The 20,634-nt window shown below is 36.4% G+C and carries 24 protein-coding genes; 12 read left to right on the forward strand and 12 right to left on the reverse strand.

The genetic code is table 11. The features are described 5' to 3' along the window. Positions 1–175: 175 nt before the first annotated feature. Positions 176–349: a cysteine-rich KTR domain-containing protein gene (locus KUA55_RS18770; RefSeq protein ID WP_425514624.1), complete on the reverse strand. Its 174-nt coding sequence runs from the start codon at positions 347–349 to the stop codon at positions 176–178. Positions 350–373: 24 nt separating this feature from the next. Further along, positions 374–736: a DUF1694 domain-containing protein gene (locus KUA55_RS15035; protein ID WP_218327208.1), complete on the reverse strand. Its 363-nt coding sequence runs from the start codon at positions 734–736 to the stop codon at positions 374–376. A 125-nt stretch (positions 737–861) separates the two neighbouring features. Here KUA55_RS15035 and KUA55_RS15040 point away from each other — a divergent pair, with 125 nt between their 5' ends. The 5 genes from KUA55_RS15040 (at position 862) to KUA55_RS15060 (ending at position 4,538) form a co-directional block, all read left to right on the forward strand. After that, positions 862–1,653 (forward strand): MerR family transcriptional regulator, encoded by a 792-nt coding sequence (locus tag KUA55_RS15040; protein ID WP_218327209.1) that lies wholly within the window; start codon positions 862–864, stop codon positions 1,651–1,653. Positions 1,654–1,956: 303 nt separating this feature from the next. Beyond that, positions 1,957–2,145, forward strand: coding sequence for a hypothetical protein (locus tag KUA55_RS15045; RefSeq protein WP_218327210.1), 189 nt, complete (start codon positions 1,957–1,959; stop codon positions 2,143–2,145). Positions 2,146–2,423: 278 nt separating this feature from the next. After that, a complete protein-coding gene (locus tag KUA55_RS15050; RefSeq protein ID WP_218327211.1) occupies positions 2,424–3,134 on the forward strand; it encodes a hypothetical protein in 711 nt (236 codons plus the stop codon). A 154-nt stretch (positions 3,135–3,288) separates the two neighbouring features. Beyond that, entirely contained in the window at positions 3,289–4,224 is a 936-nt protein-coding gene (locus KUA55_RS15055; RefSeq protein WP_218327212.1) for a Rossmann-fold NAD(P)-binding domain-containing protein, read from the forward strand. Positions 4,225–4,292: 68 nt separating this feature from the next. Then, on the forward strand, positions 4,293–4,538 hold the full coding sequence (locus KUA55_RS15060; protein ID WP_218327213.1) for a DUF3781 domain-containing protein: 246 nt from the start codon (positions 4,293–4,295) through the stop codon (positions 4,536–4,538). Positions 4,539–4,598: 60 nt separating this feature from the next. On the opposite strand, the gene KUA55_RS15065 is transcribed toward KUA55_RS15060, so the two are convergent. The 3 genes from KUA55_RS15065 to KUA55_RS15075 are packed head-to-tail and all read right to left on the reverse strand — an operon-like array spanning position 4,599 to position 6,944. Next, a complete protein-coding gene (locus KUA55_RS15065) occupies positions 4,599–5,240 on the reverse strand; it encodes a lactate utilization protein (protein WP_218327214.1) in 642 nt (213 codons plus the stop codon). Positions 5,241–5,294: 54 nt separating this feature from the next. Further along, positions 5,295–6,146, reverse strand: a complete 852-nt coding sequence (locus KUA55_RS15070; protein WP_218327215.1) for a GRP family sugar transporter — start codon at positions 6,144–6,146, stop codon at positions 5,295–5,297. 12 nt (positions 6,147–6,158) lie between these two features. Continuing rightward, positions 6,159–6,944 (reverse strand): glucose-1-dehydrogenase, encoded by a 786-nt coding sequence (locus KUA55_RS15075; RefSeq protein WP_218327216.1) that lies wholly within the window; start codon positions 6,942–6,944, stop codon positions 6,159–6,161. A gap of 267 nt (positions 6,945–7,211) precedes the next feature. Between KUA55_RS15075 and KUA55_RS15080 the strand changes: the two genes are divergently transcribed. Then, a complete protein-coding gene (locus KUA55_RS15080; protein ID WP_218327217.1) occupies positions 7,212–7,760 on the forward strand; it encodes a VanZ family protein in 549 nt (182 codons plus the stop codon). A gap of 64 nt (positions 7,761–7,824) precedes the next feature. Next, positions 7,825–8,124 carry a hypothetical protein gene (locus KUA55_RS15085; RefSeq protein WP_218327218.1) on the forward strand — a complete coding sequence of 100 codons (300 nt, stop codon included), beginning with the start codon at positions 7,825–7,827 and terminating at the stop codon, positions 8,122–8,124. A gap of 43 nt (positions 8,125–8,167) precedes the next feature. Here KUA55_RS15085 and KUA55_RS15090 read toward each other — a convergent pair whose 3' ends face one another. Further along, positions 8,168–9,004, reverse strand: a complete 837-nt coding sequence (locus KUA55_RS15090) for an HAD family hydrolase (protein WP_218327219.1) — start codon at positions 9,002–9,004, stop codon at positions 8,168–8,170. Between the two features lie 144 nt (positions 9,005–9,148). Here KUA55_RS15090 and KUA55_RS15095 point away from each other — a divergent pair, with 144 nt between their 5' ends. Next, positions 9,149–9,577: a hypothetical protein gene (locus KUA55_RS15095; protein WP_218327220.1), complete on the forward strand. Its 429-nt coding sequence runs from the start codon at positions 9,149–9,151 to the stop codon at positions 9,575–9,577. Between the two features lie 32 nt (positions 9,578–9,609). Here KUA55_RS15095 and KUA55_RS15100 read toward each other — a convergent pair whose 3' ends face one another. After that, a complete protein-coding gene (locus KUA55_RS15100; RefSeq protein WP_218327221.1) occupies positions 9,610–10,239 on the reverse strand; it encodes a FadR/GntR family transcriptional regulator in 630 nt (209 codons plus the stop codon). A 164-nt stretch (positions 10,240–10,403) separates the two neighbouring features. On the opposite strand from KUA55_RS15100, the gene KUA55_RS15105 reads away from it, so the two are divergent. From KUA55_RS15105 to KUA55_RS15115, 3 genes are read left to right on the forward strand one after another with little or no spacing between them, the layout of a single operon-like run. Continuing rightward, complete coding sequence (locus tag KUA55_RS15105) at positions 10,404–11,066, forward strand: type 1 glutamine amidotransferase (protein WP_218327222.1); 663 nt, start codon at positions 10,404–10,406, stop codon at positions 11,064–11,066. 10 nt (positions 11,067–11,076) lie between these two features. Continuing rightward, positions 11,077–12,228, forward strand: a complete 1,152-nt coding sequence (locus KUA55_RS15110; RefSeq protein WP_218327223.1) for an MFS transporter — start codon at positions 11,077–11,079, stop codon at positions 12,226–12,228. Positions 12,229–12,270: 42 nt separating this feature from the next. Beyond that, a complete protein-coding gene (locus KUA55_RS15115; RefSeq protein WP_218327224.1) occupies positions 12,271–12,414 on the forward strand; it encodes a hypothetical protein in 144 nt (47 codons plus the stop codon). 41 nt (positions 12,415–12,455) lie between these two features. Here the strand turns inward: KUA55_RS15115 and KUA55_RS15120 are convergent, their stop codons facing one another. Both KUA55_RS15120 and KUA55_RS15125 read right to left on the reverse strand, forming a co-directional pair. Beyond that, positions 12,456–13,277 (reverse strand): DNA-formamidopyrimidine glycosylase family protein, encoded by an 822-nt coding sequence (locus KUA55_RS15120; RefSeq protein ID WP_218327225.1) that lies wholly within the window; start codon positions 13,275–13,277, stop codon positions 12,456–12,458. A gap of 119 nt (positions 13,278–13,396) precedes the next feature. After that, positions 13,397–16,003, reverse strand: a complete 2,607-nt coding sequence (locus KUA55_RS15125; RefSeq protein WP_218327226.1) for a cation-translocating P-type ATPase — start codon at positions 16,001–16,003, stop codon at positions 13,397–13,399. A gap of 302 nt (positions 16,004–16,305) precedes the next feature. Between KUA55_RS15125 and KUA55_RS15130 the strand changes: the two genes are divergently transcribed. Then, complete coding sequence (locus KUA55_RS15130) at positions 16,306–17,484, forward strand: L,D-transpeptidase family protein (RefSeq protein WP_218327227.1); 1,179 nt, start codon at positions 16,306–16,308, stop codon at positions 17,482–17,484. 113 nt (positions 17,485–17,597) lie between these two features. On the opposite strand, the gene KUA55_RS15135 is transcribed toward KUA55_RS15130, so the two are convergent. Genes KUA55_RS15135 through KUA55_RS15145 form a run of 3 tightly spaced genes read right to left on the reverse strand, consistent with a single transcriptional unit; the run spans position 17,598 to position 20,617 of the window. Continuing rightward, positions 17,598–18,569, reverse strand: a complete 972-nt coding sequence (locus tag KUA55_RS15135; RefSeq protein ID WP_281419048.1) for an aldo/keto reductase — start codon at positions 18,567–18,569, stop codon at positions 17,598–17,600. Positions 18,570–18,600: 31 nt separating this feature from the next. After that, positions 18,601–19,551 (reverse strand): carbohydrate kinase family protein, encoded by a 951-nt coding sequence (locus tag KUA55_RS15140; protein WP_218327229.1) that lies wholly within the window; start codon positions 19,549–19,551, stop codon positions 18,601–18,603. A 16-nt stretch (positions 19,552–19,567) separates the two neighbouring features. Continuing rightward, positions 19,568–20,617 (reverse strand): NAD(P)-dependent alcohol dehydrogenase, encoded by a 1,050-nt coding sequence (locus tag KUA55_RS15145; protein ID WP_218327230.1) that lies wholly within the window; start codon positions 20,615–20,617, stop codon positions 19,568–19,570. Positions 20,618–20,634: the final 17 nt, after the last annotated feature.

A 20,634-nucleotide genomic window follows, 5' to 3' on the forward strand; every position in this document is an offset into this window, starting at 1 on the left:
GTTGGGGGACTGACAGGCTAGGAGTTAAAAATGAAAAAGTGTTAGGGTTGTTTGTTGGTATGTATATAATATAGCAAGTGTTTATGAATTTAGTTTGAACAAAATAGCAGGAATCTATAAACAATTATTAAGGAAATCTAAAAAAACAAGCAACTAAAAGCTGCTTGTTAGTGGACTATTTTGAATGGCTGATGGCGGTGATTTTACAATCACATAAATCGATCAGAAAGGATTTTTGGCATTTGGTGCAGTAAAGTGGGTATTGGTACAATTTGACTGAGTTTTCAATGATTAATTTCGTTGGTTCACTACATTGTGGACAGCAGATATTTGTCGTCTTTTGCATCATGCTCACCTCGTTATCTTTTAATTTTTATTCAGTTTCTTCTATAATAACAGCCAAGTCTTGGGCTTTATTGACATCATCAGTAATTGATAAATTGTAGCCGTCATTTACCACCACGATAAATTGACGATTTTGGATTTGAGACAGTTTAATTAATTTTGAAATCACTGTCTGAGTTAAATTACCGTTGATAACTAGATTGCCTTTGACATTGGCTAGGATTTCTCTGGTTTTTTCCAAAGAGTTTTCGACATTTTGATTGAATTCCTCACAGGTGACAAAGTGACAGATTGCTTGCTTCTTACTTCCTAACAAAATCGCTTGTTCACTGGGACATTTCTTTTCAGTAAAGCGTCGCAACAAATAATTTAACAACTTTTTCAAATTCATGATTTCACCTCTAACACTTATTTACGTTTTTATTTCACATCTCACGAAATTTTTTTATTGTTCCGCTGAAATATGCTACCATTAGTTATAAACTATCCCTTCAAGGGAAGGTCAAGGAGATTATGATGTTTGATAAGAAATTTCTCACAATCGGTAAACTATCCGAAGCTTCCGGGGTTCACGTCAAAGCTTTGCGCTATTATGATCGGATTGGTGTTTTACCGCCAGCTTATGTGAATCCAGAAAATGGCTACCGCTATTATTCCGAATCTCATATTTATTTAGTAGAAATGATTCGTTTGTGTGCTGAATTGAGTATTCCTTTAAAAAAATTAAAAGACTTTATGACAGCTGACGGAGAAATTGTCGATGTCGAGCAAATTATTGATGAAGGTATTCGCATGGTCGAAACCAAAATTGAACTATATCAAAAGCATCGACTTTTTTTAGCGGATTTAAAAAATGAAATGCAGCGTGGTGAAACGCTGAAAAAAGGTCTGCAGGAATTAACCTTGACCCTGGAAGCAACCGATTATTGGCTGGAGCCTTTTGATGGGGCGCTTGGCTCGGAGGAATTTCACCGGGGTCTAACAAAATTAATTAAGAAAGTATTTTCATTGGGCTTAGATGTCATTTATGAAATGGGGACACTATATTTGTTTCGTGAAGGTGCCTACCAATCTTATTTATTTCTGACTTTGACTCCAAATGAAAAAAACGCCCAGCATCCAGAAGTTTTGCAACTACCTAAAACGACTTATCTAACAAAATTAACAAACCATGCTAAAATCGACGAAGCAGTTAAGGACTACCCTGGTCTTACCGAAAATGAGCCGCCAATCTTTTTCGAATTAGATATTTTAACAGGAAAAAGCGGATTAGGTGCTAACCTATTTGAATTGAGAAAATCCCTTTAAGTTATCGCGAATCAGCGATAGCTTTTTTTTAATCTTTTTTTTATAGGTTCCCCGTCTATTCATCTTTCATCACTATCAAAAAATAATTTAATCACTTCGAATAACGAAACCCTTTCATTTTTTAAAGACTAAAAAAATAGAATAAATGTTCGAAAATGAAAATACCATCGACATTACCGACAAGATTTCTTTATTCGCTGCACCAAATGCTGAGACTGTTAAAAAAGTCAGCGAAGAGGATGCCGCTTTGAAATAGATCCTGCTGATGATTTTATGAAAACATCCGTTAAGATGAGAAACGTCATGTATGAAATCACGATTGAGAATACTTCTTCTGGCGATTTTGAAACACTATTTTCTTCTGGCGTCTGGGCTGTAACCGATATGGAAGAAAAAAGTTTTGACCATACTGCTTCAGAAGCCCTTTCTACTTTAGCAACTTCTGGAAAGAGAGCTGATCTTTACCACATGGTTGAAAAAGATATGGAATAGCCTCCTAAAACACAAGTGTCTATACTCCCAATCTGTGCTGTTTGTATTTTATTGAAAGATTCTTTACCCTTTCTTTATAACTGATATTCCATGGCAAATTTACTCAGCTAATTCATTTTTTATGGCAAAATTCGCACGATTCAGTCGAACAAATTAATAAAAACAAAACAATGACTATTGTTATTTTAATTGTGAAATTCAATTAATTGCCTAAACCATTTTTTCGGCATAAACTACAAAACGAATTGAAATATAAAAATTATCTAGGAGATGTTATTATGTTTAAAAAAGTATTAATCGGAGGTATTACATTAGCTGGGATGACTGTTTTACTTGCGGCTTGTGGCACAAACGATTCAAACTCTGGCTCGAGTGCAAGCAGTTCAGACAAAACCAGTCAATCAGCAAAATCTAGTTCTGAAAAATCTGATAAAGAAAAATATGGTCAAATCATTGGTAAAGATACTAGCGAAGACAAATCAGCGAAAGAAATCACTAAACCTGGTGATTCAGTAAACTTTGAAGTTCCTGCATCAAGCAATGAAGAATATTTACACTTTGCATTCATGCACGCAGCATCAGGTGCTATGGGTTGGTATTTTGCCCCAGCAGCGGAAAGTGGCGTAGCATTATCTAAATCAATGTTTGAAGACGATAAAACAGTTGATATCACGGACCAAATCGCTTTATTTGAAGCACCAAATCAAACTACTTCAATGGCAGTCACTGAAGACAACGGCTCATTAAAATATGGTGAATCTAGTGACTTCATGAAAGTAACTGTTACTAAAGAAGATAATATGTACAAAATAACTATCGAAAACACTTCATCTGGCGATTTTGAAACACCGTTCTCTTCAGGCGTATGGTCAGTTTCAGATTCTAAAGATAAAGCTTTTGATCACACTGCTTCACAAGAACTTTCAACTTTAGCAACTTCTGGTAAACGAGCAGACCTTTACAACGAAGTTAAAGATGAAATGAAATAAATTTATGAATAAAAAAAGCAATCGCTAAAATAATTTTTAGCGGTTGTTTTTTTTATTGAATTTAAACGGGTAATAAAGTAGTCCAGGCATGTTACACTTAATTTGAGACGACTTTGCTGGTTCCTATATTTTTTAAACAGAAAAGAGGATTAAAATGAAATTAGGTTTGATAAAATCAAATTTTCCCAATGAACGCCGTTTGCCTCTCCTACCAAAAGATATTCATAAATTTGAAAACGCTATCTTTATTGAATCAGGTTTTGGCAGTGATTTAGATATTGATGATGCAGCCTATTGGAATGCTGGTTGTACAATTTTGTCTCGACCAGAGATTTTTGCGGAATGCGATGCTATTTTTTCTTTAAAGATTATTCAACCGACTGATTATAAGTTGATTCGACCTAACCAAATTATTATCGGCTGGACCCATCCATTAGGTTCTGGCAAAGATTTTATGAAAACCCAGGCCATTCTGAAAAATTTATATGTTTTGGATTTAGACAATCGCCGACCGACGATGTTCTATCAAGGAAAATCTTATCCTAGTAAAATCATTCCCAGAAATTATATTTACCAAAATAGTTTTTATGCTGGCTATGCCGGCACCCTTCATGCCCTTTTGAATTATGGACTGCTGCCTGATAATGACAATTCTGTTGCGATACTAGGTGCTGGCAATACAGCCCAGGGTGCATTTCATGCAGTTTCAAAAATGACCCCAACGGTGCGAATGTTTACTCGCAGAACCATGCCAGAATTTAAAGAACCTTTACCAGAGTATTCGATTGTCATTAATGGGATTGAAGTTGGCGATGAGGCTGAGCCAATCATGACTTTAGCTGAACAGGCACAATTGAAAAAAGGTAGTTTGATTATTGACATTGCTGCCGATGCAGGTAACGCGATTGAAGGCAATCATTTTACTACAGTTGACCAACCGATATATCAGGAAAATGGACTTTATTATTATACCTTGCCTAATACACCAATTTTTGCCTATCGTAATATCAGCAAAGTTTTAAGTAAACAATTTAGCCACTATATTTTTAAAGAAGATCTTACTCGATTGATTGACGAAATAAACGAATAATGATGTATCATTAATGGCAATTACTATTTTTATACTATAAATTAGGCGTCTTAACAGAAAGGATACTTATGAAAACAAAAATTCTCACCTCTCTTTGTTACACTGAATTGGTTTATCAACGAATCAATAAGAAGCTACAATTGCAGTTAACACCTCCTGAAATCGAAACTTTCATCTATCAAACAATTGCCAAACCAGATAGTATTATCGAGAAAAAAGGTAAAAATTTTTATATATCAAATTCGACTTTGAAAGTCAGAGTAACAGTGAACTCACATAATTATCGGGTGATTACCGCAGATAAATTATTGTAGACTGCCCATCCTTCAATAGAGTATCAAAGCAAAAAAAAGAAAGCATTGCTGCTTACTTTTTTAAAGTCCAACTTCTTCTAGAATTAAATAAATAGTGATTCTACCCTTTTGCCATGAGCGTCTAGTCACAGCAACTGTATTACAAATACATTCTTCTTGCAGACAGTCTCCGCAGATGCCCTTTTTAGCACAAGGCGTATTTTTCAAATCCCAACGATGGGCATTCATCGGCGAAGTTTGTCCTCGTACCATTTTAATCGTCGTTTCCAAGTCACCATAAACTTTATTGATACCGACAAAAGCCAACACTTTATCTGGACCATAAGTAATGGCCGCCACGCGGTTGCCGACATTATCGACATTCACTAAATGACCATCTTCAGAGATACCATTGATACTGGTCAAAAAAACATCCGCCGTTAGCGCTTGTTTCATTATTTGATGCCGTTCAGTTAAATTCTTGGCTTTTTCACGATCAATCATTGTTTGTCCCCGTTTATAAAGTGCATCAAAAATACCTGATTGGACTAATGTTTGCGATCCACCAAAAGCAACAGTTTTATTTAATGGAATCATCTCTAAGGCTTTTTCTTTGGCCTCAGCTAATGTCTGACAAATTTCCACATCAAAATTTCTACGGGACAACTTCTTACTTAAATTTTCAGCAGCAACTTGGTAAAAATGAATTTTATATGGCTCCATTGATCTCGCTCCTTTTTAACTTTATTGTCCGTTAAAAATAAGCATTTGACAAGCCTAAATAAAGCCTGTGATAATGCTACCTACCACAATCAAAACTAGACCAGCAATAGTGAAACGAAATTCTCGCGGCGATTTTTTCTCCTTCAATATCAACATGCCGCCTAAAGTTGCGACAATCACATTTAATTGTGTGAACACAAAAGCCGTCGCTACACCATTTTCTTGGGCAGAAAAGATATAAATTAAAGCTGAAATGGCAAAAACAATACCGACAATCGTCGTCAGCCAACTTTTTTTCTCAGTAATCACTTGACGGTCATGAGTCAGCACATAAATCAATGCCCCTAAAAAGACCCCCAACATTTGTGGAAAGAAAATTGATAAACCAGAAGCGTCTACCATTTTAGGTAACGCACTGTAGACCCAGTAACCGATACTAGTTGGTAACAATACCATGATGCCTTTAATGACTTGACTGTTACCTGATTTATTATCATTAATCGAAGTTAAATAAGCACCAATAATTAACAAAATCAGTGCACCGACACCAATTAATTTATTGGTTGTTCCTGGCCATTCACCAAATGCTAAAACACCAATCACGGAAGTTCCGATTAGTTGAAAACCTGTCGTAATCGGCATCGTTTCAGATACGCCCATAATTTCAAAAGAACGATATTGTCCCGTTTGACCGATGACCCAAAAAGCGCCTGAGGCTAAACTAATCAAGAAAACTGGCCAAGAAATACTACTAGTTGAAAAAGCAAAATGAACTACCAACCCAACAATTAAAGAACCAATTCCTGTTCCTAAAATTTGATTGGTTCGTTCTCCGCCAATTTTTCCAATTAAGATTGGCATAATTCCCCAACCTAATGCAGGAAGTAACGCGATAAAAATTCCCATCATTATTTCCTCCTAACCTTTACCATCTTGGAAAGCCGGATATAAAGTCATGCCGCCATCTACAAATAAAGTAATGCCTGTCACATAACTTGATTCAGCTGACGCCAACCAAGCTGCTGCCGCGGCAACTTCTTCTGGCTCTCCAATTTTTTTCATTGGAACCATCGCAGTTGTCGCTGCTAGTTGTTCAGGATCAGCGAATTTTTTCGCATTAATCGGTGTATTGATTGCTCCTGGTCCGATATTATTCACTCGAATATTTTTTTCAGCATATTCCATGGCAATTGTTTCGGTAAATAATTTTACGCCACCTTTTGATGCCGCATAGTGGGCAAATGTTGGCCAAGGAATTTGTTGATGAACAGATGACATATTGATGATATTGCCTTTTTTATTTTTTTCAACGAAGTAAGCTAAGGCTGTTTTCGCTCCTAAAAAGACCCCTGTCAAATTCACATTGATGACTTTGTTCCAATCTTCCAACGATAGTTCATGAGTTTCATGACTGTTTTCCATGCCGGCATTATTGACCCATAAATCTAAATCGCCAAATTTATCGATAGCTTGGTTCAATAATAATTGGTTACCTTCTTCCGTTTCTACATCTGCTTGAACGGCAATCCCGTCCCCACCATTTTCTTTAATGATTGCAACGGTTTCTTGGGCACCTGTTTCATCTGAATGGTAATTAACCACGACTTTCATTTTTTCTTTACCGAAGCGTTCTGCAATCGCTGTTCCGATTCCTTTAGATGCTCCTGTAATCACGGCGACTTTATTTTCTAAATCTTGGTACATAATCATTCCCACCTTTTTGAAAATTTCATTTTATTTCCAAATAAGTGTACCGCCTTTCACTTCTATTAGGAAAATAGAAGGTTTCATCATTTTTTTCTTAAATAGACAGTTTTTGATTGGTCTTAAACAAATCCTAGAGAAATTATTCTTTTCCTAAACATCTTCACAGCTTCTTCCTAATTATTCTGATAAAGGTCTCAGAATATTTCCGGTTACTAAAGATTCCTCACCTATACTGAGCTTAGTTACAAAACAGGAGGTGAAATCATGGATGTTGCTATTTATATGGGCGTCTGGGGTACTTATTTAATTCTTGAAAGAAAACGAATCAATCTCCACTATTTTATTTGGAGCCTGTTGCTTATTTTTTATTTGATTGCAGCCATCGGCTATTTAGTCGGATTTCCAGATTTGACAGAATGGACCGAAATGTGGAAAATCAATCAGTCAATCTTTCACCCGAATTTTAATTTGATCCCGTTTCAAAAGATCATTGATGGTTCCACGCTACTGAATATTTTATTTTTTATACCATTAGGTGTTGCTTTACCAGTTATGTGGCCACAATTCAAACGTCTTCCTAATACTTTGCTATATGGTTTCCTTTTTTCATTAACGATTGAGATAAGTCAGATGTTTACTTTCAGCCGAATTACTGATGTCAATGACTTGATGATGAATACCCTAGGAACATTAATTGGTTGGTTAATTGTACATTATTTATTCCATTGGCAAGCTTATGCTGATGGTCAACGAATGAATCGAGACTATATTATTTATCCAGCTATTGTCATGTTTTGTTGTTTCTTAATTTAGTTGGAAAATTAAACTTGAATGGTTTTTTATAAATATACTTTGAATGATAGAAAGGATGATTATTATGACGGAACAAAGAAAATCACTTTATTTTATTGAAGAAACAGAAAGAATCGAAGGCGCTTATGTGGAGATTAACACTCTTTATGTGATAGATAATGAATCAAAAGCCAAAGAAATTTATCAAACATTATTGACTCAAGAGAAGAAATTTCTCGGTTTACTCTTAAGTGAATACGTTGTTGAAGCCGACGATCATTTTTTTAATCGTATTTTAAAAGCTTGGCGTGATTTGCCGGCAGAATTTTATCGCCGTATGAAAGTCATTACTTATCAAGCCGTTTTAGAGTATCAACCGATTTAAAAATAAAAAATGCCCAATCTGACAATTCAGATTGGGCATTTATTTATGCTAATTGTAGTTTCTCAAAAGCCTGCGCCACACCATGTTCATCATTTGAAACTGTCAAATGACTAGCTTTTGCTAAAATTGTTGGATGACTATTAGCCATGGCAAAGCTCATATCAGCAGCTTCGATCATTTCTAAATCATTCAAGCTATCACCAATTGCGACCGTCATAGGATTATGAAATTGATAATGTTGTGTAATTTTTGTAAAGGCCAAGGCTTTTGAAACGTCCCCAGCAATAATTTCTATATTGTCCTCTGCTGATTCTGTTGCGTTGATGCCTTCAATTTGATTCAATTTTTTCATCGCGGCTTGTTTTAAAGAAATACTTGGTAAATAAACGAAAAATTTATAAACTTTCATTTGTTTATTTTGGTAAATTTCATTAATACTTTCAAAAATGGTTCCTTTGCTAGTATTTTCATATTTCAATAAATATTTCAAACTGTTTTCAGGGAAATCAGCTGCATTTTGTTGATACAATTCGGTTGCCTTTTTTACATAATCAGCGCATTCATACTTTTTCTCATTAGTATAAACTTTGAGCGGAAAGTCAGCAATCACTTGATGAATCGCTTGTACGTCTGCTTGCGAAATTTCGCGATCGTACAATAGTTCTCCTTTATCATAAGCAACGGCTCCATTTAAAGCCACCATCGGCATCTCTAAATTAACGGTTTGCAATAATCTTTGAATATCACCTAGTTCTCTTCCCGAACAAATAAACGGAAATACATCTTCTGACACTTGGCTAATCGCGGCAGCATTTTCCTGACTAATCTTTTGTGACGAGTTCAACAACGTTCCATCTAAATCAATTCCAACAATTTTCAAGCAAATTTCTCCTTTGTTTTCATAATTGTTACCCATAGTGTAGCATAAATCCACGAAAATTAAATGTAAATTGACTGATATCAGCCTTTAGTCGGAAGATTTCTCGATTTAGTCTGTTATACTTTTACAAAGGAGGCTAACAAAATGAAAAAGAATATGTTATTAGGGCTACTTTTTACTGTTGGTTTATTTCTGACAGGCTGTTCGGCAACAATCGTCAATGAGACAGTCGATTCAGATACGCAAAAAAATCTTGCTATTGCTACTAAACAAGACACTGGTGTGGGGAATTTTCAATTGTTGACAGATACCATTACAACTGAAGATAATCAGCTGACTTTTCGTAGCCAAGACATTGATGAGCAAAAAACAACTTATGTTTATGTCGCCAATCACCAAGTCTTTTCGCAAAAAATTAAGAATAATAAAATTTATGCTTTAGATATTGAAGGCTTAAGAGAAGCTCATCAAATCAACTATTCACCTAAAGTCCAATTTGTACAGTACAAAGAAGACAAAGAAAATGACGATATCAGTATGTTTAAACAAGCTCGTTACAAAGTAAAAGAATAAAAAATCGCGACCTACTTCAAGGTCGCGATTTTTTAATTTGCCTGACTAATTTCAATCAACGCTGCTCGAGCTTTTTCCGGATTTTTTTCGATAATTCCTTCATATACTTGATTATGCAAAACAATCGTATCCTGAAAAGCATCAATTTTTAAGATTTGACTACTTAATAACGTGATCAAATCTGGATATATTTCGTTATACCATTTAAGTAAAAAAGGATTTCCCGACAATTCCACCATTTGCAAATGAAAAGCCAAATCACTCAAAATATATTTTGAGAACTCCCCTTCCTCTAAATGTTTATTCCGTTCAAATAATTTTTCCTTCAAAATAATCAACCGTTCAGCCGGTAAATCTGCGGCTGCTGCTAATTCGGCGGCTTGAATCTCTAACATGGTTTTCACTGTCATTAAATTTTCATCCGTATATTCAGTCGTTAACTGGCGGCTTTTTACATAAGTTCCTGAACCTTGTTTGACTTCCAGCACACCAGAATAAACTAAGATCTTGACCGCTTCCCGCAAAGTAGAACGACCGACTTTTAACATTTCAACGAGTTGGGGTTCAGTGGGCATCTTTGCTCCAATAGCTAAATCATTTTCTGCGATATAATTCAATAAAGCTTCAATCGTTTCGTTCACAAGATTTCTTTGATTTTTCATGGCGGCCTCCAATATTCATCAGATGTTTTCTATTTACATTTAGTTATAATACAAAATTCAGTAAAATACAACTAAATTATCGTGATTTCCCTCTTGACTTCCACGAAAATAAATCATATGATGTTTTTAAATTCATCAGATGAATTAACTGGAGGAAATTATTAATGCGGATAAATGTTCTACAACACACCCCAAATGAAGGACCCGGATCAATCCAATCTTGGTCACAAAAACATCATCATCAAATGTTTATTTATCATCCCTATCAATATAATATATTGCCAAGTGCTGCAGAAACCGATCTTTTAATTATTTTAGGCGGCCCCATGAGTCCCAACGATTCCACTGAATGGATTTTGCGAGAGCGAGAATTAATTGCTCAGCTATTAGAAAATGAAACTCCAATTTTTGGGGCTTGTTTCGGTGCTCAGCAAATTGCTAAAACCTTGGGATATCAAATTACTAAAGGGCCCAAAGAAGTTGGTTTTGCTCCAGTCTATTTAAAATCTAAAACGATTCCTCATTTACCAGCTGAATTGTTGGCTCTTCATTGGCATGAAGAAACTTTTGAAATTCCAGCAGGTGCTGATTTACTTTTTTCTAGTGACTTATTGGAAAATCAAGGTTTTGTTATGAATCATCGTGTGATTGGTTTACAATTTCACTTTGAACCACAGGCAGATGATTTAAGAGAGATCGTCATCAATGACGGCAACTATACGAAAGATAATCTTTTAAACCAAACAGCAGAAGATATTTTGAAAACTCCTGTCCCGATTGAAAATAAAGCAGTGATGTTTCAATTATTAGATTATATTACAGAGTGAGGCGAAGATTTTGAATTATAAAAAATATACTTATTTATTAGCTACCGGACATTTATTTGCAGACTTTACTCAAGGAGCGGTAGCGGCACTTTTGCCTTTTTTAATCGCGGAACATCATTATGCTTATGCAGTGGCAGCTGGTTTGATTTTTGCTATGAATTTAGTTTCTTCGATTATTCAGCCATTGTTTGGTTTTTTATCGGATAAATACCGGACGACCTGGATTTTGCCGGTTGCTGTTTTATTGGTGGGCATCGGTTTTAGTTTATTAGGGATTGCGAATTCCTATAATGCCTTAATTTTTTGGGTAACTATTTGTGGGATCGGGATTGCCGCTTATCATCCTGATGCAGCAAAATTAACAAACACTCTTTCCTTAACTAAAAAAGGACAAGGCATGAGTATTTTTACTTTTGGAGGAAATATTGGTTTTGCCATTGGTCCAATTACAGCGACAGCTTTAGTCAATCTTTGGGGCATTCGCGGTGTTTTAGTAGTATTAATTCCAACAGCAATTTTAACTCTTATCTTCACCTTAACTTTACCGAAATTAAATCGTATTGCCGAAGAATTTACTTTTTCAGGAAGTGTTAGTACAGAACCAAAAGAAAAAGATGATTGGAAAATGTTTGGTGTTTTGACAGTTGTTTTGATTGGGCGTTCGATTGCTTTTTATGGCTTAAATACTTTTCTAGCTTTATACTGGGTCAACACTTTACAACAAAGTACTTCTAGCGGTAGTTTTGCATTGAGTTTGATGTTCATTGTCGGCGCGACTGGCACATTAATCGGTGGACGCTTGGCTGATTATTACGGGCATAAAAAAATTATTGTCTGGAGTTTTTTAGCAGTTCCTCTACTACTGTTTGCTTTAGGCATGACTAGAAATGTCGCGCTGGCCTTTATTTTAGTTGTTCCCATCGGTTTATTACTATTTATTCCTTACAGTTCCATGGTCATTCTAGGACAAAAATACTTGCCAAATAAAATGGGCCTAGCTTCCGGTGTAACCTTAGGACTAGCTGTCAGTGTCGGTGGGATCACTTCACCAATACTTGGAAAAATTGCTGATGTTTCCAGTTTATCAATGGTTATTTTTGTCTTAGCAGCAGTGATGATCCCAGCAGTTATTTGTTCCTTCCTATTAAAAGATAAAAAATAATTTCAACAACTCATTGATTTGAGTTGTTTTTTTGGGTGACACATGAATAAACAATCATATATTTTAGAGGATACAAATGAAAATAAAGTTTTACTGGAAAACACAAAAAGCCAGCGCCAGTTTAAAAATGCTCATGGACTTTCTTGGTTACTTTCACTTAATCAACAAAGTTTCTTTTTGATGTAAAAAAAACCACTTTAGCAGATTTCTGACTAAAGTGGTTTTAATTATTTTTGACAGCCTTCACAATAGTAAACAGTTCCACCTAAAAAGCTGACTTTTTGAATCTCGTTACCACAACGGGGACACGGATTTTTCCAAGTTTTGCTGGAAAGAATTGTTTGGTAGCCACCAGGTTGTCCATAAAAATCTTTTTCCATATTCCGACCTCCCTGTGTCACCATTTTTGCCAAAACCGTTTTCATACTTTGATACAATTCAGTGATATCTTCAGGAGATAATGTATTCAGCTTCCGCTTAGGTAATAACTTTGCCGTAAAAAAGATATCATGGAGACTGCCATTGCCAAGTCCTGGAATCCGTTGTTCAGTTCCCATGAAACCTTTTAAACTAATAGTTAGCTTGGTTTCAGCTACTAATTTTTGAAAGTATGCCTGATTGAAATCTTCACTCAGTGGACTGGGTTTTTCTACCGCCACTTGAAAATATTCGTTTCCTGGCAGTGCCTCATTTTGCAACATCATAGCGCCATACATACTAACTGAGCAAGCTAAAATATAACCATCAGAAAAAGTGAGGGAAAATTGATACTTTTTCGGTAATTTTTCTCCTGCTGATAGCCAATAAAAATTCAAGCCTTCACTAAAAGACAAACGACAATCTGCTAATTCCAATAAAACATAATTGCCAACACTGGAAACTTGTTCAACCTTCTTACCCACAAGCCACAAATCATAAGTCTCTTCTTCTGTCGAAAAAAAAGCAAAACGATGGGGCGAGTTACCAAAGGATACCTGACTAATGGTTTTGCCCACTAGTTCTTTTTTCATTTGTTGCGACAAAACTTGTGCTTCTGCGATTTCAATCATTGCTTCACTTCCTTTTTCCTTTAATCATACCATCTTTATAAAACACAAAAAACCCGCGAATGATCTTCTCACCCCTTTAAACTTTTTAGGATGAAAAATCCTCATTCACGAGTTATCAATTAGCTTACTTTATAAGATTTTCCTAAATTCAGATTCTTTTCTTTTTGACCAAACAATCCTAAGCGTTTCTTCACTTCCACATATACCAGCGGCATAATTGAAAGTATAGCGACTAAAATCCAGCTTAATCCAGATATATTGGTTAATCCGAAAACACTGCCGACACTTGGCGTAATAACTACTAGCATCAGAATAATTGAACCGGCAATTGTGGTCGTTAACAACAGTTTATTACTTAAAATACCTAGTTTAAAAATGGATCGTTTACTTCGGCAATTATACATATGAACAATCGTTGTCAAACCAAGCACTAAGAAAATCATGCTATTATTTCCAGCAAACAAGTTGGTATATTTGGCTGCCACCACAGCAATCAAACTTAACACTGTAAAGACAATCGAAATATCGACAATATTTTTCAACAAGCCACCAGCAAAAATACTGGTGCCTTTTTTGATTGGTTGACGTGTCATAATATCATCATCAGCCGGTTCCACACACAAACTAAAACCAGGAATGCCGTCTGCCACCACTTTAATCAATAATAACTGGATCGCTGTTACCGGCGCTCCCCAACCAGCTAATAGAGAAATCAATACAATCGACAAGGCAGAAATATTACAACCCAGCATCGCATAAAGTGATTTACGTATATTACTATAGACCCGACGTCCTTCTTTAATCGCATCAACAATTGTCGCGAAGTTATCATCCAATAAAACCATATCGGCTGCTTCTTTCGCAACCTCTGTTCCGCCACCCATAGCGATACCAACATCAGCTGCTTTTAAAGCGGGCGCATCATTTACACCGTCGCCAGTCATTCCCACTACTTCATTATTTTGTTGTAAGGCTTTAACGATTCGAATTTTATCTTCTGGTGATGTTCGAGCAAAAACACTGTATTGATCAATTTGTTGATTTAGATCTTCGTCAGATAGCTTTGCCAAATCGGCCCCAGTCATGGCTTTTTGGCCATCGGTTAAAATATTGACTTGACGAGCGATTTTTTTAGCAGTAAGCAAATGGTCGCCGGTAATCATAATTGTCCGAATACCAGCTTTTTTAGCCATTGCAACTGCGGGGGCGCTTTCTGCTCTGGCAGGATCGATAATACCAATAAACCCACCAAAAGTTAGCTCATTTTCTAATTGATCAGTTGTGAAATCTTGTGGATTGGTTGACCAAAATTTATAGCCTAAAGCCAATACTCGGTAAGCATCAGCCGCTAATTCATCGTGGATAGCCACAGCTTCTTGCGGCTGATCTTGAAATTTCAGCCGGTCAAAAGCACCTTTGGTAATCGATAGGAAACCGTCATCGACTTGATAAACCACCGTCATTTGCTTACGACTGGAATCAAAAGGAACTTCTTTAATTTTTTGGTAATCCGCCATAAAGGTTTCCACTTCGGAATAAGTAAATTGATTTTGCGTTAATTTGTTAATGGCTAATTCAGTCGGATTGCCAGTTTCTCGATCACTAGCTAAATAGAAATATTGGATTAATTTTTTTTCGTCAGCTGATAAAGTTTCGTCAACTTTTTTAAGTCCCCCATCTGGCAGCCAAACTTTTTTTACGGTCATTTTATTTTGTGTAATCGTACCGGTTTTATCTGAACAAATAACTGATAAGTTTCCGACAGTTTCAACTGCCATTGGTGTGCGAACGATAGTATTTTTCTTAGCCATATTGCTCATACCGTAAGATAAAGAAATCGTAACCACGACCGGTAAAACTTCCGGAATTGCCGCCACAGACATAGAAATAGCAATCATCAAAATTTCTGTCAAAGGATAACCACGCAACAAACCAATCACTATCGCTAATAAGCCGGCAAAAATAGCAACCGCACCTAAGATTTTTCCTAGCTTTTGCATTCTGACTTGTAATGGAGCTGGTTTTACTTCTTCTGTTTGTAGTAAATTAGAAATTTTTCCGATTTCCGTTTTATCAGCAGTTTCAGTAACAATCATTTCCGCCTTGCCGCTAGTTACCAGTGAGCCGGAAAACACGCGGTCCTTACGATCACCTAAAGACGCATCAGCTGCTGAAAATTGATTTGGATTTTTTTCGCTAGGCTCGCTTTCTCCAGTTAAGAAAGATTCATCAACTAAAAAGTCCGTAGCCGAAACTAAAACGCCATCGGCTGGTACGCGATCGCCGACTCCTAAAAGAACAATATCACCGGGAACAATTTTAGTACTGTCGATTGTTTCCGTTCCCTCTACTCGTTTGACTTTTGCTTGCGGAATACTGAATGATTTTAATTTATCCATCGATTTTTCGGCTTTTTTTTGTTGATTAATCGATAGATATAAGTTTAATAAGACAATCCCGAAAATAACAATCGGTTCGGTTAAATCATCAGGATGATTGGTGAGCGCCACGTAAGTCGATAGGGCTGTCGCAATCAGTAAAATGATAATCGTGATGTCTTTTAAAGCATCAATTAAATATTGCAGGAAGGACTTAGGCTGTTTTTCCGGCAGACGGTTTTCACCATATTCAGCGAGCCTATTTTCGACATCGGCTTGACTGAGTCCGTTAGCGACCTTCGTTTGATACTGACTTTCATAAGTCAGAATTTTTTTAGCAATTTCCATGTTAAAAAACTCCTGTAATAAATATTTACTAAATAAAAAAGGCCAGGGAAATCAACCTTAAAGCCTAGGGTTGATCTCTCTGACCGTAATTGAAACTCTTCCGGCGAACAGTTTCAAGTCATCTATTTAGTATGTGCCACTATTATTAGCACAGATTTTTGAGGGAGTCAAATTATTTCAAAAAAATCTCGACTCTCACAAATAGTGATTTACCCTCCGCTGATTTTGTGGTAACGTTTTTGTAGGTGTGTTTTAATTAGGATCAATAGTTACAATTAATATTTTAGGAAGGAATTGATGATTTGAAAAAAATATTATTGAGTGTTTTTGGTATCTTAGCAGCAATAAGTTGCTTTAGCTCTTCAGCATCAGCTGCCAACCAGGGCAGTCAAAAAATGTATCGGATGTATAATCCAAATTCAGGCGAACATTTTTATACAGCCAACTTAGGGGAACGAGATAATTTAGTGAATCTCGGCTGGAATTATGAAGGCATCGGTTGGGTTGCCCCACAAGCGAGTGATCAACCAGTTTATCGGATGTACAATGAAAATGCCAGCGATCATCATTATACTTTATCCCGCGGAGAAGCAGATTATTTAGTTGAACAAGGTTGGAAAGATGAAGGCATCGGTTGGTATTCTTCGGAAACAGAAGAATTAGCCATTTATCGTGCCTATAACCCAAATGCTGTATCTGGCTCCCACCATTATACTTATGATAAAAATGAAATTAATTCTTTAGTTGATGTTGGATGGAAGGATGAAGCAATTGGCTGGTATGGTATCAGTGAACCAACCTATGATGGAGAAAGCATCCATAGTATCAATCGTTTAACTAACCGACACGGTCGTGTGTCTAACACAGACATTTTAAATGCAGCTCAAACTGGCAATTCAAGTGTCGTTGGCAATACCGCAAATTATGCCAATTTAGTAGCTACTTTAAAAACAGAAGTAAAAACTAACTATGGCACCTATTACGAAATTGCTTTTCCTGATACAGCGATTGGTTGGGTCGAAGCTAGTGCAATTACTGAGGTAAAAGATTACTGGCGCTATACAACCGGCGGACCTTATCCTAGTTTAGCTGTGCCGAATTTGAATATTGAAGTCTCTTATAATAACAAACGGACATATATCAAATCAGGCGCTGACGTAATTTACACTATGCTTTCTCAAAATGTTAATTCAAAATATCAAGCCTTAACTGGCAATTATCAGATCAACGGTTATCGCGCAGATACTTTTTGGAGTCTTTGGGGCGGAGCAAACTATGCAGTTGGTTGGCAAGATGCCTTATATCTTTTCCATAGTGTGCCAATTACTTCAAAAAACGGTCCTTATGATGCGTCTTCAGGTGAACGATTAGGCGTCGTAGGTGACGGGGTTTCAGCTGGTTGTGTTATCTTATCTGTAGAAGATTCCAAATGGTTGTACGAAAATATTCCAACTGGAACACCAGTGAATATTCATTGGTAAAATAGACAATTTCAACAATAAAAAATAGATACAGATGTTTATAAAAAAGCGACCACTAAGTTAGACTTTTATGCTAACTTAAAGGGTCGCTTTATTTTATTCAACTTCTATTTTTATGAAATTTTCTCTGCTAATTCCCGCATATATGCCACATCTTCTTTTGATAATTGGATGTCTAATGCTTTACTATTTTCATCTAATTCTTCGGGTGTGGTAGATCCACTCAAAACATTAATATTATCCCCTTGGGCTAAAATCCAAGCAATTGCTAAATTAGCAATACTGCAATCATATTTTTCACACAACGGCTGCCAAAGTTCAATCATATCCACTACTTTAGCTAGGTTTTCTGGCTCAAACCATTTCTTTCCATATCGGGCAGTCCCTTTTGGTGCTACATAATCTTTATCAATAGCGCCTGTTAAAATACCCATTTCTAATGGAGAATAAGCTTGTACAGTTACGCCATGTTCTTTGCATAATGGCAGTAATTCCTCTTCAACTTGACGATCCAAAATACTATATTTCGCTTGGATAATATCCAATTGTCCCTGTTTTAAGTATTCTTTGACATGATCCACATCAACATTGGCCGCGCCGATTCCACGGATTTTGCCTTCAGCTTTCAATTCATTTAAAACTTCCATCGTTTCAGAAATTGGTGTAAAGAATGGCTCTACTGATTGCCAATGACTCATGTAAATATCAATATAATCTGTCTGTAAACGTTCTAAGCTCGACTCCACCTCTAAGCGAATCGATTCTTTTGAGAGATTTTTATATAATGATTGTTCACCAACCTTGTTGAAAAAAGCTCCCTCTCGTTCCCATGTAATCCCAAATTTAGTGATAACTGTGTATTTTTCACGGTTGCCTTTGATAGCTTCACCGACAATTTTTTCACTGTTGCCAAAATTATAGCCTGGTGCCGTATCTAAAAAGTTTAAACCTAAATCTAAGGCATGTTGGATGGTTTTAATTGACTGTTCCTTATTATCTTTGTTGCCAAAGGCCGGTCCGCCACCAATCGCCCAAGTTCCTAAACCAATTCGTGAAACTTCCATGTCTGTTTTGCCTAATGTCATATTTTTCAAGAGTTTTTCTCCACCTTCGTTTTTATTTATAGTTTTTAATCATTGTTTCTACTTGTTCACGATTTTTTACGCCAGCTGTTGCTCCGAGAGATTCGATTGACACAGCTGCGACAGCATTGCCAAAATATGCACATTCTTCAAAAGCTTTGTCTTGTAATAATTCAGCGATAAAACCAGAAACGAAATTATCTCCCGCTCCAATCGTATCAATCTTGACATCACTGTCTTTTCTAAAGGCTGGTACAATTTTTTCTATTTTTGCATTTTTTAAATAGCAGCCTCGTTTTCCGATTTTTATTACCACATTTTTAACGCCTAAATCTAAGAATGTGTCAGCAATTTCGGCCAATTCAGACTTGCCGGTTAATTCTTCCGCTTCTTCTAAGTTAGGAAAGAAATAATCGACATATGATAAAGCCTCAGAAATATCAGCTAGACTTTCCCCTAAACGACTTTTCACCATATCAGCACAAATAATCATTTTTTCAGCCTGAGCTTTTTTAAATATCTTGACTAAAGCGTCATTATTTAACAAAGGATTGTTGAAAATACTTGCCAATGACAAAACTTTGGCGTCTTTTATCGCAGTCAAATCAATATCATCAATACTCATTTTCCATAAACTACCATTGCGATTAGTTACAAAAGTTCGCTCACCATCTTCTCTCACCATGCCGATATTTAAAGATGTGGTCAATTTAGGATCGACCGTTAGATGATCGGTAATAATCTGATTTTCCTTGGCAAATTCTTGAATAAACATGCCGGCACCATCGTTGCCTACTGCACTCATCAAGGAAACCCGGTTGCCTAAACGGGTAATAATTGTTGCTTCATTAATTGCATCGCCGCCAATTTTCATGGAAATATCGTCTAACGGATAAGAAACTTCTTTAAAAATAAAATCTCCCACCGGATATAAAGGAATATCCACAATTGCGGCACCAATACAAATTACATCCACCTTACTCATTCAGTTCAACTCTTTTCTAATCTAATTTCGCCACACGAATAACACCCTTGATCAAATCACTCTTATTATTTACTGAGAATTCAAAAGCTTCTTGCGTATCTTGATAGTCAAAATATTTATCCGCCATCGACAATACATCAAATTTTCCACTAGCAATCATACTGATGGTTTTCGGATAATCGTTAGCATAACGGAATACTGTTTGAATCGAAACTTCTCGATTAATTTTCAAGAAATCAACAGGTGTATCTCCTGGAATTGTCCCAACGATCAAAATTTTACCGCGACGTTTGACTAATTCTAATGCCATTTTAGCCGTTGGAATCGCACCTGCTGTTTCGTAAACCACGTCGGCGCCATATTGCCCAACAACTTCTTTGACTTTTTCCACTAAATTATCTTCTCGACCATCAAAAATTGCCGTAGCGCCTAGTTCTTTAGCTTTATCTAGACGATTTTGTAAGACATCAATCACAACAATTTCCGCAGCACCCATTAATTTAGTTGCTTGCACCGTCATTAAACCAATACAACCGGAGCCTAAAATTACGACTTTTTTTCCTAATAAGTCTCCCGCCATTTCACCAGCGTGAATGCCGACAGCTGCTGGCTCTACTAAAGCACCTTCCACCATTGTCATCTTGTCTGGTAATAAATAAGTCATATCTTCTGGATGAGTTAAATAATTAGTCAAAGCGCCTTTATAATTTGGCTGTGTCGCCATAAAGTCAACAACTGGACAAACATTATAGTGACCTTCTAGACAAAATTCACACTTGTAACAAGGCACGCCAGGCTCGATACATACACGATCACCAACTTTAAATTTGGTAACATCGGCACCCACTTTTTCAACAACGCCTGCCATTTCATGACCTAAGCCAATCGTTTGATTGGGATCTTTTGGTGGAATGTAAGGACCATGCTGGAAGCCGTGGACATCTGAACCACAGATTCCGACATCACCAACTTTGATTAAAACCTCGTGGGCTTTTGGTTCGGGTGTTGCGGTTTCTTTGATAATCATTTTTCCTGGATGCTCTAAAATTGCTACTGTATTTTTCATGTTTGACTTGCTCCTTT

The sequence above is a fragment of the Enterococcus alishanensis genome (assembly GCF_019218635.1).
In the GTDB taxonomy this organism is placed as follows: domain Bacteria; phylum Bacillota; class Bacilli; order Lactobacillales; family Enterococcaceae; genus Enterococcus_A; species Enterococcus_A alishanensis.

Excerpts from the sequence above, each read along its gene's own strand:
- KUA55_RS15065 (WP_218327214.1), bottom strand. The coding sequence starts at position 5,240 with ATGGAGCCATATAAAATTCATTTTTACCAAGTTGCTGCTGAAAATTTA.
- KUA55_RS15080 (WP_218327217.1), top strand. The coding sequence starts at position 7,212 with ATGGATGTTGCTATTTATATGGGCGTCTGGGGTACTTATTTAATTCTT.
- KUA55_RS15120 (WP_218327225.1), bottom strand. The coding sequence starts at position 13,277 with ATGATTGAAATCGCAGAAGCACAAGTTTTGTCGCAACAAATGAAAAAA.
- KUA55_RS18770 (WP_425514624.1), bottom strand. The coding sequence starts at position 349 with ATGATGCAAAAGACGACAAATATCTGCTGTCCACAATGTAGTGAACCA.
- KUA55_RS15095 (WP_218327220.1), top strand. The coding sequence starts at position 9,149 with ATGAAAAAGAATATGTTATTAGGGCTACTTTTTACTGTTGGTTTATTT.
- KUA55_RS15100 (WP_218327221.1), bottom strand. The coding sequence starts at position 10,239 with ATGAAAAATCAAAGAAATCTTGTGAACGAAACGATTGAAGCTTTATTG.
- KUA55_RS15140 (WP_218327229.1), bottom strand. The coding sequence starts at position 19,551 with ATGAGTAAGGTGGATGTAATTTGTATTGGTGCCGCAATTGTGGATATT.
- KUA55_RS15035 (WP_218327208.1), bottom strand. The coding sequence starts at position 736 with ATGAATTTGAAAAAGTTGTTAAATTATTTGTTGCGACGCTTTACTGAA.
- KUA55_RS15040 (WP_218327209.1), top strand. The coding sequence starts at position 862 with ATGTTTGATAAGAAATTTCTCACAATCGGTAAACTATCCGAAGCTTCC.
- KUA55_RS15125 (WP_218327226.1), bottom strand. The coding sequence starts at position 16,003 with ATGGAAATTGCTAAAAAAATTCTGACTTATGAAAGTCAGTATCAAACG.
- KUA55_RS15050 (WP_218327211.1), top strand. The coding sequence starts at position 2,424 with ATGTTTAAAAAAGTATTAATCGGAGGTATTACATTAGCTGGGATGACT.
- KUA55_RS15045 (WP_218327210.1), top strand. The coding sequence starts at position 1,957 with ATGTATGAAATCACGATTGAGAATACTTCTTCTGGCGATTTTGAAACA.
- KUA55_RS15085 (WP_218327218.1), top strand. The coding sequence starts at position 7,825 with ATGACGGAACAAAGAAAATCACTTTATTTTATTGAAGAAACAGAAAGA.
- KUA55_RS15055 (WP_218327212.1), top strand. The coding sequence starts at position 3,289 with ATGAAATTAGGTTTGATAAAATCAAATTTTCCCAATGAACGCCGTTTG.
- KUA55_RS15145 (WP_218327230.1), bottom strand. The coding sequence starts at position 20,617 with ATGAAAAATACAGTAGCAATTTTAGAGCATCCAGGAAAAATGATTATC.
- KUA55_RS15075 (WP_218327216.1), bottom strand. The coding sequence starts at position 6,944 with ATGTACCAAGATTTAGAAAATAAAGTCGCCGTGATTACAGGAGCATCT.
- KUA55_RS15115 (WP_218327224.1), top strand. The coding sequence starts at position 12,271 with ATGAATAAACAATCATATATTTTAGAGGATACAAATGAAAATAAAGTT.
- KUA55_RS15105 (WP_218327222.1), top strand. The coding sequence starts at position 10,404 with ATGCGGATAAATGTTCTACAACACACCCCAAATGAAGGACCCGGATCA.
- KUA55_RS15135 (WP_281419048.1), bottom strand. The coding sequence starts at position 18,569 with ATGACATTAGGCAAAACAGACATGGAAGTTTCACGAATTGGTTTAGGA.
- KUA55_RS15060 (WP_218327213.1), top strand. The coding sequence starts at position 4,293 with ATGAAAACAAAAATTCTCACCTCTCTTTGTTACACTGAATTGGTTTAT.
- KUA55_RS15070 (WP_218327215.1), bottom strand. The coding sequence starts at position 6,146 with ATGGGAATTTTTATCGCGTTACTTCCTGCATTAGGTTGGGGAATTATG.